Here is a 13,342-nt window from a genome sequence, read left to right as displayed (position 1 = left end):
AATGCAAAAATAGTACGATTAATGTACTACACATAACCCTAAAAGGTAAGCGTCCGCTGAACCCCATGCCTATTTTTTAATTCGGTTCAGGTTTCCAGCAGTGTGGCAGCAATTCTTCAATTTGGGTCACTTTGTGTGTCGGCAGCCTTTTCAGCACATCACTTAAATAGGCATACGGATCCAAGCCATTCAGCTTTGCTGACTGGATTAACGTCATGATGTTTGCCGCTCGCTGACCACTGCGCAGCGAACCTGCAAACAGCCAGTTCTTGCGCCCCAACGCCCAGGGACGCATCTGATTGTCGGGTAGTCAGACGCAGTTACGGGGTTCAAGGTCCAATGATGTAAAAAACCACGCTAAGAGGTTAATTCATTGTTTGTATTGAAATTTAATGGTCTTAACTCGCCCTTCAGAATATCTTCCGGTAACGAAAACGTATAATGCCCCAGCAGGCACTGTTGCAAATAGTCGGTGGTGATAAACTTATCATCCCCTTTTGCTGATGGAGCTGCACATGAACCCATTCAAAGGCCGGCATTTTCAGCGTGACATCATTCTGTGGGCCGTACGCTGGTACTGCAAATACGGCATCAGTTACCGTGAGCTGCAGGAGATGCTGGCTGAACGCGGAGTGAATGTCGATCACTCCACGATTTACCGCTGGGTTCAGCGTTATGCGCCTGAAATGGAAAAACGGCTGCGCTGGTACTGGCGTAACCCTTCCGATCTTTGCCCGTGGCACATGGATGAAACCTACGTGAAGGTCAATGGCCGCTGGGCGTATCTGTACCGGGCCGTCGACAGCCGGGGCCGCACTGTCGATTTTTATCTCTCCTCCCGTCGTAACAGCAAAGCTGCATACCGGTTTCTGGGTAAAATCCTCAACAACGTGAAGAAGTGGCAGATCCCGCGATTCATCAACACGGATAAAGCGCCCGCCTATGGTCGCGCGCTTGCTCTGCTCAAACGCGAAGGCCGGTGCCCGTCTGACGTTGAACACCGACAGATTAAGTACCGGAACAACGTGATTGAATGCGATCATGGCAAACTGAAACGGATAATCGGCGCCACGCTGGGATTTAAATCCATGAAGACGGCTTACGCCACCATCAAAGGTATTGAGGTGATGCGTGCATTACGCAAAGGCCAGGCCTCAGCATTTTATTATGGTGATCCCCTGGGCGAAATGCGCCTGGTAAGCAGAGTTTTTGAAATGTAAGGCCTTTGAATAAGACAAAAGGCTGCCTCATCGCTAACTTTGCAACAGTGCCCAATAATTTTCGATATCCAAACTGACCCCTATTGAACAATCACACAAGCCAACCAGCTAGGACGGGTAGACATTTTCTTGTGTGTTGTAACTACTTACTCAAAGCACGTTTATCTTCCCTCGATTTTACAGCACTACTAATTGTCCCTCGACTACAGGCCATAATTTTCTGAACCTGGCTCCAAGAACTACCGCTATCGAGCAACCGATTAATTGCATCGTATCGAGCCTGATTGACCTGACGCCCCTTATATTTTCCCTCCTTTTGAGCTTTATTAATCCCCTGCCTTTGACGTTCCCGGCGTTGTTCATAATCACGACGAGCCACAGCAGCCAGCATATCAAGCAACATATCGTTGATTGCAGCAAACATGCGACTATCAAAATCATGGCTCGCTGAAGCAATCCAGGTTGTCGGTACGTTGATGGCCATCACTCGAATATCCTTCTGGCGAATCAACTTCTTCAGGCTGTTCCAGTCTTCACCAGTTAAGCGTGAAAGCCGATCAACATCTTCAATGAGGAGAATATCGTTCTGTCGGCAGTCGTTCAGCAGTCTGAATAATTCCGGTCGGTCGAGCCGCGAACCAGATTCATTCTCGATGTAGTAATTGCAGATGTTAAGGCCACGCTCATCAGCAAAGCTATCGATCGCAGCGAGTGCGCGAGAAGCGTCTTGTTCAGATGTTGAGGCGCGTAAATAAGCCCGGACAAAGCTTTGCGGTACGGTATGAGTCACAATGTCGAACCAGTTCAATTTAGGTTATTAAAGCATAACCATATAGTACCTGTTTCGCATGGTATTTTAAAGGCATACTCAAACAGAACCAAAGAAGAGCACCTTCTGTGACATTGTCACCATCAAACAAGCATAAAGACAAAGTAAAGATTACATAAAGACACCACAGGATTTACCCTATAAAGCATATGTAAAGACATACTACGCTTTACGATGTAAATTCGACGTAAAGACACAACTATCTTTACTGCCGCTTTACGTTATAAAGAGTATGGGTTATAAAGACAACATAAAGACATTGAGGTCTTTACATGAGAAAGGCAACGTAAAGACACCATATTATTTACAACGTAAAGACAAAGGACATTGATATGGGCAAAATTTTACTGGTGGTTTCGGATAAGGGTGGGGTAGGGAAGAGCACCTACGTTGCAAATACAGCATCAATGCTGGTTAACAGATCCAAATCGGTGATCATCCTGAAAACCGATAAGAACAACGACCTGTTGAGCTGGAATGAGAAACGCCAGGGGCATGGTCTTCCCATCGTTACGGTGTACGAGGCATACGGTAACGTAAGTAAGGAAATAAAACGCCTGAGCAAGCTGTGTGACGTTCTGATTGTTGACTGCCCAGGACACGACAGCCTGGAGTTCCGTAGCGCACTGACAGTATCAGATACCATGATAACGCTCGTTAAGGCTTCTTCAGACTTCGAAAGTGAAACGCTGACCAGCGTAACCGAAAAAGTCCGTATGGCTCAGAAATCAAACTCAGCACTGCAACCCTGGGTATTACTGACCAGAATAAACCCGAGTAAACCACGACACATAAAAGCCGCGATTGAACTGGATAAATTATTACGTTCAGACAGTGTCTGGATACAGCCACTGAAAACGCGTATGTCAGAGCTGGATGTGTTTGAAAGCGCCTGTAATGAAGGGGCAGGGGTGCACGATGTGAGCCGAGCATCCAGCCTGACAAAAGCGAAAGCACAGATAGAATTATTGGCTCAGGAAATCGGGATTATTTAGTTATTTCAAGGCAATAAAATACAATTTACATTGTAAAGACAACATAAAGACGATATTGTATTTACACGTATTAAGTACATGAGGATTGTTATATGGCTTTAAAACTCAAAACACCTGTTGTTCCGGCAACAGAAGAACAGGCAACAAATGCAGAAACCGCCCGCTTTATCTCAGGCGCTAACAGGAAGCCAACGACAGGTAAAGCAAAGCTGGTGAACTTCCGGCTTTCAGAAACCTTTGACGATATCCTTGAGGCTGAAGCAACCAGAACGGGGCAGAGCAGAACGACCGTTCTTAAAGCAGCGCTGGCCGCATTCGATAACCTGGACGAAAACCAGAAAAATCACTGGTTACTGGAATCTGCAAAAATTTAACCATAAAGCAATGATGTTGACCTATGCCGCATTTAACTGAACTGATCATCTACCCGTACTGAAGGACGGGTAGGAAGCGTTATAGCGCGATTAGTCGTTATTTTTCTTGCGAATCGAATAATCTTTAGCAAGAAACCCAGCTGTACTACCCGGATTAATTACTGAAGGTCTCACCCAGACTATTTTATCACTCAATCGCCTCAAGTGACCGCGTCGTAAATGAGTGCGACGTAATGAGGTTTCATTCCCGCCTACACCTGCGCCTTTCGTTGAGATGATCCGTTCTTCTGAAATTTGAAGAATCTTATATTCAAATTTTGGTTTTGGCTGGGGCTTCAATTTCTTCCGCGCTGAAGGGGGTAATTTATTTGTAACAGCAGAGGGAACACTAGCGTTCTCAATAATTACGTTGGCACAATTCAATAAGCTACAAGCACCAATGTACGCAAAAACCTCATCTCGCGTATTAAGCATTATATCCGAAAAGAGCTTTTCACGGCTTCCAAGAGCAGATTGCATTTGTGCAGCAAATTCAGGTAAAGCAATGAATGGTTCTGCAAAAAACTGACGGGGGTTTTTAGACTTAATCTTACCAGCCATCATTAGCTGTTCGTGAGCAATTCTCGTTGCAGGTAATATATTGCTCTTGCTGTCTTTAACATTTTGCACCTTATTATTAAAAGGGATAAATGAGCCTCCAGTAGATGCAATCCAAAGTTGTTCATCGTCAGAGTAGTAGATAGAAAAGACTAACACACCACCTTCTGGATGGTCATTTAGAAGCCTGTCAATATTATGAACCGGGCACAAATGCTTATATTCAACACTGTACTCGATGCACAGCGCTATGCGTTTTGTAGAAAGACTTACTGGAAAATCTCTGTATTGTTCCAAAGGCGTTTCTTTAACCCAGGGAATTTCAAAAGCTACAACGGGGTAGGGAAGCCTAGCGAGATCTAAATGAGTCTGAGTGAAGTTTTCAGAATCAACAAAGTCAGCACAATTTGGTAGAATGAATTTAGTGCTATCAGAAAGTAGCGTGATGATATTTCTGAGCACATGAGATGAATAGGGATGGGTTGTTAAAATATTCCGTTCAATACCAGTTAAATCTTTTATAGCATCCTGCGTATAATTCAAAATAACAACATCGTCTTTCATATCTTTCAACCTTTGTTAAATAGTTTTCAACTTTATGGTTTCAATCTCATTTATACAAAGAAACCAAACGTTCATCTTTTAGAAGGTCTGCAAAATTACTGATTACAAAAAACTCTAATATTTCATCACAAAGTAATGATAAGTCTAACGTATCTTCTAAGCTGATAACCATCACGGTTTTTCTCTCTTGCGTATCGAAGATAACTAAAGGTAAAGTGATACTGTTAATCGATTCAAACTCTTTGAAAAATGCTTCAGAACCATATTCACTGGCAGGGAAAAGAATTTCGCTTAATCGGACACCATAAAAAACGTGATAGTTTTCTTTAAGATTATCCTTTAAAATATTAACAGCCTTTGTATATTTATCGTTAATAAATTCTTTTACTCTAAATTCCATAATTCCCCCAACAAGAACCGACTGTAGGTCACCGGGCAAACGTAGCGGAATGGCGTCGCAGACGTCATTTTGCGGCGTTTGCCCTATCCTGCATCACAGTGAAAAACACAACCCCATCATACATAAATTTAAGTGTGGTAAACCGGCTAGGCAAGGCAAAGAACGGGCTATCACGGTTATTCATGCTCAGTGTCCGTGTGCGCCTCTGTAGCATCAGGAACAAGAAGACGATACCAGGGCGTCCTTTTGTTCATCAGCTCTACTAGCGGAGCGGATAACAAACTCAAACCCCACACGCCGCCAATCACAGGGATAGTAAAATTTTGCGCTGTCCAGAACTGGTGCTCAAGATGGAACCAGGTTACGACACAAATCAATCCACCTACCCAGAATATCACAGTGCTGAATGCGCCCAGGATCGCCAGCGTAATGACTGAAATCAGGTGCAGTGTTCCCGCTGTTAGAAGACGAAGATAAAACCAACTCCACTTAATGTACTTCAGAAGCGGGTTCCCGGTTTTCTCCTTTAAGTGTCTTTTTCGCTCACTGGCTATTTCTCGTTTTAATCGATTGCGATCTGCACCTTGAGGAAATTCGTAGATCTTAGCCATAGTTCACCTCATTTTTTCTTTGGTGGTACTTTCTTATCGAATTCTTGAAGGAAAAGTTTATCTTCATCACTTAAACAATTTTGGTCGCTATCTTCGTTCCCTGAAAACTCCTCCTCATCAACTACAAAATCGAACTGTAACTTGCTAACTTTGCGTCCTTCTTTTTCGAAAACGGAAACACTAATTAATGATATTTCTGTTTTTTTCTTTATCTCAACAATAGCTTTATTTAGCACGTCCCTTTTGAAAATTGGAAACTCAGGATATTTATATTCAGTACCACCGTTACTATCAAATGTATAAGCTATTAACTCATCTTTTAACTCTTCAAGTGAAATTACAAATGAATTTTTTTTCTTGAAGTTAGAGTAATTTTTTCTTATCAATTGGTATAAGGATGAAGAATATTGACTGCTAAGGCGGAGGCTTGCAGTTAGCAATTGCGTTGTAAATTTATTTCTTTTACCAATAAGGCTTGATATGTAGGGTTCAATAGTTCTTGTAAACTTGAGTGATAGGAATCCTTCATCATGAGAATACGCAATCCATTCGATGATATTTAAATCCATTTCTTCAGGCATATTTTTAGAATTAAATGGAAGGTTAAGCTCTTTAGCCAAAGCTACAATATCATCTCCTCTTAACGATATTCTGCTTGATCCCAAAAGCTTAGCTCCCTCTTTTAACTGCCTATAGGCCAGTGAAGGGGTTATTTTTGCAAGAGAAGCTAAATCCTCTGCTTTAATTTTGAATACACGCCCTCTTTCGAGAGGTTCTTTACTATCAATAGGAGCTAGCGCCATATACATGACACGTTTAGCGGGTAATGGAAGCTGAGCCAAAGTGTGGTTTAACTCATTTCTGTGACGAATCTTTGTTTTTTTACTCACATCCATCATAGCTTTAACTCTCATGATCACCTCATTCGTTTACTATATCCTACTCGTCAAAACATGAGAGTCAATTTATTTGTTCTCATGATGGCGACGTACTATCCACTCATGTTTAGCTGATTCAAGAATGCTTAGGATGTGTCAGAAGTCGGGCTATCCTGGACAAAATAGGTTAAATAAGACACTGTTTTCATAGCAATACGAAGATCCAAAGATCTTCTTATATAACTGTGAATTACACGTACTAAGCTCTCATGTTTGACGTACTAAGCTCTCATGTTTAACGTACTAAGCTCTCATGTTTAACGTACTAAGCTCTCATGCTTGACGTACTAAGCTCTCATGTTTGACGTACTAAGCCCTCATGTTTACCGTTTTTTTTATTTTAAAAACATACAGTTACAACACCTCTAAGTCTTTAAGGTTTTAAAGAAAAGAAAAGAAAAGATAAGTCTTTTAATGCACAGTGGCTGTGGATAACCTCACCTAAACCCGGAGGATAGATCACGCTAGCCTTCAGCCTCAGCAGAAAAAACACAAGTGCTCACTTTCTAGCCACTGAGTGTACGTGCCACCGTCAGCAACTGACTAAATTCCGCTTCCTCGCTCACTAACTCGCTACGCTCGGTCGTTCGGCTGCGGCGAGCGGTGCCTGTTTTATCTATTTCTAAATTTTTAGTAAGAAAGGTGAGAGAATTTTTAACTTCATTTTGTGACCATTAATTTATCAACTAAAACAATTGGTTAATATCATGGACATCCTACACTTTAGGCCTTAAAGGTGAGTTGATTTTTAACTTACGTCCACAATTAGGATCTGAGCATGTGAATCTTGATCCTTTTAAGATCCATCACTGAGAGGCAATAGAAGCCACTCAGTGTCGTTATCATCGCCTTACCCTGACTATGCAACAACAACGCGCAGAAAAACGCTTAGAACGCGATACAGGACGTTTTAGGGAATCAAGAAATGTCACTTCAGCGATACGTTCCGTGTAAACAGTCGTGTATACTACACGACAAATTATGATTGGAGGTCAGTCATGGCAACGAAACAACGGAACACACAAAGCGTCACCATGACGCTTGAGCGCGGCTTGCTGAACCAGGCACGTGAAGCGGGTATCAACCTTAGCGCAACTCTGGTTGCAGCCCTTGATGCTGAATTACGCCGTTATGCTGCTCAGAAGTGGCAAAAAGAGAACATGGAGGCCCTGGACGCCTTAAATCGCTTTCACGATGAGAATGGTTGTTTCAGCGATGAATACAGGACGTTTTGACAATGCAATTCACCGTTTACCAGAATACAGGAAAGACAACGATTTACCCGTACCTGCTTGACGTGACGAGCGATATTATCGGACAGCTCAATCGTCGGATCGTCATCCCCTTACTCCCTCTCGAAAAGTACCCCACCGGAAAACGGCCTGAACGGATGATCCCTATCATCATGCTGACAGACGGCAACGAATACGCCGTAATGACTCATGAACTGGCAAGCATACCCGTTCGGGCGCTGGGCGCTGAGTTCTGTACTGCCGTGCAATATCGTTCTCAGGTTAAAGCCTCGATAGATTTTCTTTTGGACGGGATTTAATAACATCCTGGATGCCAGCAAAGTTTAGCGACCGGCGCAGCTGGCCAACGCTTTTTTGCTGGCATTTTTTGTCTTCAGTAACGCCTGGATTAAATTTATGCTGGCATCATGTCGCGTAAGGGTTCATCGGGTTCCAGTAGCTTGCCTCGTAATTCGCTACAAAGCAGCTCATAACGCGCAGTTACAGCGCCCCGTGCCGTAGCTATGCTACAACCCGGCGTACCGTTCGCAAGCTCACGCGCTAACTGCGACAGGCTAAATTGTCTGAAGGTCTGTAATTTGGCTTAGCAGGGAAGGGGGGTTACTGCCCTGGCTCATCCAGGTTAGTTCGCCAGAACTGGCGAACGCCTCCGGCGCGATTAAATCACCATGCAGAATGTAACCACAGCTCGCGCCTCTTTTAAAATCCCTCTGCATGTAAATACCATACCGTCTTTACGTTGTCTTTATATAGTAAATAATAGTTGTTATACCATCATTTGATGGTATAATGATTTTGTTGGTCAGGAATAGTTCCTTACCTCAATCCAGCAGCCCAAACGGGCGGGAGTAAATATGAATATTCAGGAAGCATTAAACGTATTTGGGTTATCAGGTGAACTGACAGAGAAAGAAATCAAAACAGCTTACAAAAAACTGGCTCTGAAATATCATCCAGATCGCAATCCATTAGGTGCTGAACTGATGAAAGCGGTTAATACTGCGTTCGACTTTCTGATTGCTAACATTGATAAAATCAACCAGTTCCAGAGTCCTGATGAAAACGCCAGATACAACTACGGTGAAGAACTTGAAAACGTATTGAACGTTCTTTCTGGTTTGTCTGGTGTGATTTATGAAGTTATTGGTAATTGGGTGTGGATCAGTGGAGAAACCCGCGAACATAAAGAAGCGCTTAAAGCGCTGGGATGCAAGTGGGCATCAAAGAAAAAACAGTGGTTCTATCGTCCTGATGAATATAAGGCCAGTCGGAACCGGAAAGAACATAGTATAGATGAAATCCGCGAGATGTACGGTACAGCAGGACAATACAAGGCGACGGGCTGGAAAAAAGTAGAAAACAGAACTTAACTGAAATGGGGGCGAAAGCCCCCTAACAAGAGCAAATGAATATGAAATCTTTCTTTGAAATCTATCAGCCTGTTTTTGATATCGTCTGCCGTATCTTAGGTAACAACTGGCGTGTGAATCTACTTGATGATTGCCAGTACCGTTTAAAACTCACGTCTTCGCAATTTAAAAATTATTCTGTACATATTCGAATGCAAAAGGGAAGACTTGCGATAGTGGGAAGCGTAGATAGCCGTAACTGGCGTAGCCCATGTTATTCTTGCACTGTATCCCCACAGCGTAATCCGGTCGAGATAGCTGCTGACATAGAGCGTAAAATACTGGTCAATGCGCGGAAGGATGTACAGAAGGCTGGGCAATATGAACGAGAAATACAAGCTGAAAGGGAACAGAAGCAGATTTTAAAAGGGATGTTATCACAGCTGGTACAGCTTGAGAGCTGGCACGGAACGCTGACAGGCTTCAGAACTGAAAACGGATTAGATGGACAAGTAACCGAGCATTATGATGGATATGGTTTTCTTGTGCGGGGGTTAACCATTGATCAGCTAGTTAGATTAACCGGACTGATAAAACAGCTATAAAGGGGATAGATGATGAAGGAAATTTTTGTAGACAGAAAAAACAAGGGTAACGTTACTTACAGAGTAACGCTGTCCGATGATGCTGGGAGGGTTTATTTATTTGTTCAAAAGTTAATGAAAAAAGGCTCTAAAGAGCCAGGAAAAAAAGTGACAAAAGAGATTGTAAAAGAGTTCAGCTTTTATGCCGATGAAGTTAACTTATTCAAAGATAAAATGAATGATGAAATCATGTATCTGTTCTGTATTGAAGCGATAGGAAAAAATAAAAATGATTGACAAGCCAACACCGGAACAGGTTAAAGATGCTCGTGTTAAAGCTGGCTTTACCCAACAACAGGCGGCTGATCGCTTTGGTTTCACATTATCAGCCTGGCAAGCTAAAGAAACTACGGGAAAAACTTCACGCGGGTTAGCTGCCGGAACATATGAAATGCTCTTACTTTTGGCTGATGAACATCCAGAATATAAATTAACAAAACGGAATTGAATTCTTGCGTTACCATCATTTGATGGTATAATGATTTTGTTGGTTCGGAATAGTTCCTTACCTTAATCCAGCAGCCCAAACGGGCGGGAGTTAAAATGAAAACTTACATCATCGACTTTAACGCTTTAAACGTAAATAAACACGTTATCACCTGCACTGCATTTGTTCGATCAGAAACACTCCTTCTTGCTATTCATTCCTTTGAAATAAAAAATCGTGGTCGCGGTTATGTGGTTCTCTCTGCAAGAGAGCTGGATAACAATGAAATCAGCGCAATTAATTCACTTAAGAAAAATGTCGCCTTTTGGTTTGATGAATGCGGATTATCAAAAGAGAGGGTTTTACGTGAAGTTAATGCGTGGTTCAATTTTGCATTTACTACAGAGGAACAGAATAAAGCTAAAAAGGAGATTATAGAAATACTGAAAAGGTACAACTAACCATTTAAAAGAGGTGGTATCAGGTTGTTGAAGCAACCTGATACCGTGACACTAAATCCCTTGGGAGGATATTTTAATGTCAGAACGTATGCTATCAGCAATACAGGCAGTTGAAAAGGGCGCTCATCCGGTATTCCCGATCATGCCATTTTCTTCTTTTCCAGAGTTCATGGAATTGCTCAGGAAAGCATTGGTGAAAAGAAATTCTGAACACACTGATAAATAGGACAAGGAGGGTTTATGACTAAGAAGGAGTTTATACAGTTTATCAGTGAACAACAGAGTAAAGGTTCACTGCGGTTTTCTCTTGGCTTCAATGCTAAAGGGGAAATCATACTGTACTGGACTAAAGAAACTGGGTTGAGAGACTGGCGTGTATTAACAGGAAACCGGGGCAGAAGACCCACCCAGGCAAACCGAAAGCGCATGAGCAACTTCCGACGCTGGATTGTAGATGCCCGTAAGGGCATGGGAGGCGGTGAACCGGATACTGAATAGAGCACAGTTATTGATACGCCGAAGCCCTCCCGTTTTGCGGGAGGTGCTATTTTCAATACTCCCCGAAACAGCGCTCGCGCCCCCTGCAAGACCCTTCGCGAAGCGAATCAATATCCACCAATCATACCCCAACACTGATGTTTGCGGTCGAAGACAATCTGTTGCTACAGCCACTATTACCCACCGTTTTTTGCTTTTCATTCGCTACTGAAGCACAATTCAAGAGCAAAGCAAAAATAATGCGATGCAGGATAGGGCAAACGCCGCAAAATGACGTCTGCGACGCCATTCCGCTACGTTTGCCCGTTGACCTACAGTCGGTTCTTGTTGGAGGGATTATGAAAAAAGTACAGTTCAGACTTGAAGATTATCAACACGATGAATTACTTAAATGCATGAAAGTAATTTATCCTGATGAGCCAGGGTTAACAGTTGCTAAAGGCATGAAATTACTTGCCAGTGCTTTGCTGAAAAGTACAGCTAAAGATGATGAAGTTAACACTGTATTAGATAGTGATAATTTTACCAAAACCACAATGTATTTAACACTAAAACAAAGAAGTGAAATTGAGAAAAAAGCTAAACGACATGGTTGGACTTTATCAAGAGAATGCCGATATCGTATTCAAATAACACTTGATAATGAACTGGATTTTTTTGATCAGGAATTACTTGTTATGAACAGGTGTCGTAATACTATTGATAAAATTGGCCGAAACTTTCACTATATTATAGTAAACGATGGTGCAAGAGTACTTGATAAAAATGGTTTTTTTCAGGATGCAGAAAAGCTTAAATCGGAAATGTTGAGCCTCAAGAATGAGTTTGAAAACTACATTATGCTGTGTAAAGGGCGTTCTGTATCTAACAAGGTTGAGGTTTAGTTATGGGTGTTTCGGTTGATAAGGATTTTCGTGTAAAACGTAAATCATCTGAAGCTGGCAGTAAATCCGCTTTTGCCCATAAGGTTAAGAATGGTGGGAAGAATTATCAACGAAATGTGCAGGAACGCGTTAACCGTAAAGGTGCCAGTAAAGAAGTCGTCGTGAAAATATCTGGTGGTGCTATCACAAGACAAGGCATAAGAAATAGCATCGATTACATGAGTCGTGAATCTGAGCTACCAGTAATGAATGAAAGTGGTCAGGTCTGGAACGGTGATGAAATCAAAGAAGCTAAAGAGCATATGATAGACCGTGCTAATGATCCTCAGCATGTGATGAATGATAAAGGTAAAGAAAACAAAAAAGTTTCACAAAACATCGTTTTTTCTCCTCCGGTTTCTGCAAAGGTTAAACCAGAGGACTTGCTCGATTCTGTCAGAAAAACCATGCACCAAAAATACCCAAATAATCGATTTGTATTGAGTTATCACAACGATAAAAAAGACCACCCACATGTCCATGTTGTTTTCCGCATTCGTGATGAAGACGGGAAACGCACGGATATCAAGAAGAAAGATTTGAGGGAGATCCGCAGCGGTTTTTGCCAGGAGCTGTGTCTCAAGGGATATGATGTTAAAGCTACTCACAGGCAACAGGTGGGACTCAACCAGTCAGTTAAAGATGCGCACAGTACAGCACCTAAACGACAGAAAGGAGTGTATGAGGTTGTTGATGTAGGTTATGACCATTACCAGCATGATAAAAGCAAACCTAAACAGCATTTTTTAAAACTAAAAACACTCAATAAAGGTATCGAAAAGACATACTGGGGCGCGGATTTTGGCGATCTAACCCAACGGGAAAGCGTCAAAAAAGGTGACCTGGTTAAACTCAAAAAGCTTGGTCAGAAGGAAGTTAAGATACCTGCGCTTGATAAGAACGGCGTACAACATGGCTGGAAGACAGCCCATCGTAATGAGTGGAACCTGGAAAACCTTGGTGTTAAAGGTGTGAACAGAACCCCGTCCGCAAGTAAAGAAGTAGTGCTTGGTAGTGCTACTCAAATTCAGAAGCAACAGAATCAGATGAACCAATTTACTCAATTGAAACAAGCCATGCTACAAAACCAGCAAAAGACGAAAATAGGCATCAAGTTCTGATTAATGCTTAGTTGAATGTAAGTTGTTGATTGTGATCACTTTATTAACTCAATGTTAACTCGTCTCTATAAAAACAACTAATCTTTATAATTTTAGTTAAGTTAACTGGAAAACGATCCTGACATGATCGATTGATCT

Annotated in this window: 19 protein-coding genes and 1 pseudogene; 14 read left to right on the top strand and 6 right to left on the bottom strand. The window is 42.1% G+C overall.

Annotated elements, in window-relative coordinates:
* Positions 1 to 76 precede the first annotated feature (76 nt).
* A pseudogene (locus tag HV350_RS26335) lies at positions 77 to 304 on the bottom strand (transposase domain-containing protein); the annotation flags it as partial.
* 211 nt (positions 305 to 515) lie between these two features.
* Between HV350_RS26335 and HV350_RS26330 the strand changes: the two are divergent.
* Complete coding sequence (locus HV350_RS26330; protein WP_001067855.1) at positions 516 to 1,220, top strand: IS6-like element IS26 family transposase; 705 nt, start codon at positions 516 to 518, stop codon at positions 1,218 to 1,220.
* 142 nt (positions 1,221 to 1,362) lie between these two features.
* On the opposite strand, the gene HV350_RS26325 is transcribed toward HV350_RS26330, so the two are convergent.
* On the bottom strand, positions 1,363 to 2,010 hold the full coding sequence (locus tag HV350_RS26325; protein WP_024262784.1) for a recombinase family protein: 648 nt from the start codon (positions 2,008 to 2,010) through the stop codon (positions 1,363 to 1,365).
* Positions 2,011 to 2,381: 371 nt separating this feature from the next.
* Between HV350_RS26325 and HV350_RS26320 the strand changes: the two genes are divergently transcribed.
* Positions 2,382 to 3,044 carry a division plane positioning ATPase MipZ gene (locus HV350_RS26320; protein ID WP_050074635.1) on the top strand — a complete coding sequence of 221 codons (663 nt, stop codon included), beginning with the start codon at positions 2,382 to 2,384 and terminating at the stop codon, positions 3,042 to 3,044.
* Positions 3,045 to 3,136: 92 nt separating this feature from the next.
* Complete coding sequence (locus HV350_RS26315) at positions 3,137 to 3,418, top strand: hypothetical protein (RefSeq protein WP_050074636.1); 282 nt, start codon at positions 3,137 to 3,139, stop codon at positions 3,416 to 3,418.
* A gap of 90 nt (positions 3,419 to 3,508) precedes the next feature.
* Here the strand turns inward: HV350_RS26315 and HV350_RS26790 are convergent, their stop codons facing one another.
* From HV350_RS26790 to HV350_RS26295, 4 genes are all read right to left on the bottom strand, one after another.
* Positions 3,509 to 4,579: a hypothetical protein gene (locus HV350_RS26790; RefSeq protein ID WP_241652290.1), complete on the bottom strand. Its 1,071-nt coding sequence runs from the start codon at positions 4,577 to 4,579 to the stop codon at positions 3,509 to 3,511.
* Between the two features lie 46 nt (positions 4,580 to 4,625).
* Positions 4,626 to 4,979 (bottom strand): DNA distortion polypeptide 3, encoded by a 354-nt coding sequence (gene ddp1 / locus HV350_RS26305; RefSeq protein WP_249418049.1) that lies wholly within the window; start codon positions 4,977 to 4,979, stop codon positions 4,626 to 4,628.
* A 176-nt stretch (positions 4,980 to 5,155) separates the two neighbouring features.
* Positions 5,156 to 5,590 (bottom strand): hypothetical protein, encoded by a 435-nt coding sequence (locus tag HV350_RS26300; RefSeq protein ID WP_181630740.1) that lies wholly within the window; start codon positions 5,588 to 5,590, stop codon positions 5,156 to 5,158.
* Positions 5,591 to 5,598: 8 nt separating this feature from the next.
* Complete coding sequence (locus HV350_RS26295; RefSeq protein WP_181630738.1) at positions 5,599 to 6,504, bottom strand: replication initiation protein; 906 nt, start codon at positions 6,502 to 6,504, stop codon at positions 5,599 to 5,601.
* 1,022 nt (positions 6,505 to 7,526) lie between these two features.
* Here HV350_RS26295 and HV350_RS26290 point away from each other — a divergent pair.
* From HV350_RS26290 to mobP1, 11 genes are all read left to right on the top strand, one after another.
* A complete protein-coding gene (locus tag HV350_RS26290; RefSeq protein ID WP_050074640.1) occupies positions 7,527 to 7,763 on the top strand; it encodes a type II toxin-antitoxin system CcdA family antitoxin in 237 nt (78 codons plus the stop codon).
* Between the two features lie 2 nt (positions 7,764 to 7,765).
* Entirely contained in the window at positions 7,766 to 8,080 is a 315-nt protein-coding gene (locus tag HV350_RS26285; protein WP_050152488.1) for a CcdB family protein, read from the top strand.
* Positions 8,081 to 8,635: 555 nt separating this feature from the next.
* Positions 8,636 to 9,151 carry a J domain-containing protein gene (locus HV350_RS26280; protein ID WP_128451845.1) on the top strand — a complete coding sequence of 172 codons (516 nt, stop codon included), beginning with the start codon at positions 8,636 to 8,638 and terminating at the stop codon, positions 9,149 to 9,151.
* A gap of 41 nt (positions 9,152 to 9,192) precedes the next feature.
* Positions 9,193 to 9,735 (top strand): hypothetical protein, encoded by a 543-nt coding sequence (locus tag HV350_RS26275; protein ID WP_181630786.1) that lies wholly within the window; start codon positions 9,193 to 9,195, stop codon positions 9,733 to 9,735.
* Positions 9,736 to 9,744: 9 nt separating this feature from the next.
* On the top strand, positions 9,745 to 10,011 hold the full coding sequence (locus HV350_RS26270) for a hypothetical protein (RefSeq protein ID WP_249418048.1): 267 nt from the start codon (positions 9,745 to 9,747) through the stop codon (positions 10,009 to 10,011).
* Positions 10,004 to 10,222 (top strand): hypothetical protein, encoded by a 219-nt coding sequence (locus tag HV350_RS26265; protein ID WP_181630736.1) that lies wholly within the window; start codon positions 10,004 to 10,006, stop codon positions 10,220 to 10,222. The genes HV350_RS26270 and HV350_RS26265 overlap by 8 nt, the downstream gene beginning before the upstream one ends.
* Positions 10,223 to 10,317: 95 nt before the next feature.
* Positions 10,318 to 10,662, top strand: coding sequence for a hypothetical protein (locus HV350_RS26260; protein WP_080994273.1), 345 nt, complete (start codon positions 10,318 to 10,320; stop codon positions 10,660 to 10,662).
* Between the two features lie 76 nt (positions 10,663 to 10,738).
* Positions 10,739 to 10,888, top strand: coding sequence for a hypothetical protein (locus HV350_RS26255; protein ID WP_172665488.1), 150 nt, complete (start codon positions 10,739 to 10,741; stop codon positions 10,886 to 10,888).
* Between the two features lie 14 nt (positions 10,889 to 10,902).
* Complete coding sequence (locus HV350_RS26250; RefSeq protein ID WP_050152485.1) at positions 10,903 to 11,160, top strand: hypothetical protein; 258 nt, start codon at positions 10,903 to 10,905, stop codon at positions 11,158 to 11,160.
* Positions 11,161 to 11,498: 338 nt separating this feature from the next.
* Positions 11,499 to 12,044: a DNA distortion polypeptide 1 gene (gene ddp1, locus HV350_RS26245; protein WP_181630777.1), complete on the top strand. Its 546-nt coding sequence runs from the start codon at positions 11,499 to 11,501 to the stop codon at positions 12,042 to 12,044.
* A gap of 2 nt (positions 12,045 to 12,046) precedes the next feature.
* The gene (mobP1, locus tag HV350_RS26240) at positions 12,047 to 13,204 is read left to right on the top strand and encodes a MobP1 family relaxase (RefSeq protein ID WP_181630776.1); all 1,158 of its coding nucleotides are present in this window, start codon (positions 12,047 to 12,049) and stop codon (positions 13,202 to 13,204) included.
* Positions 13,205 to 13,342: the final 138 nt, after the last annotated feature.

The organism is Citrobacter sp. RHBSTW-01013 (genome assembly GCF_013781985.1).
Classification (GTDB): domain Bacteria; phylum Pseudomonadota; class Gammaproteobacteria; order Enterobacterales; family Enterobacteriaceae; genus Citrobacter; species Citrobacter braakii.
The sequence above is the reverse complement of the archived record's forward strand: the minus strand, read 5'-3'. Positions and strand labels throughout refer to the sequence as shown.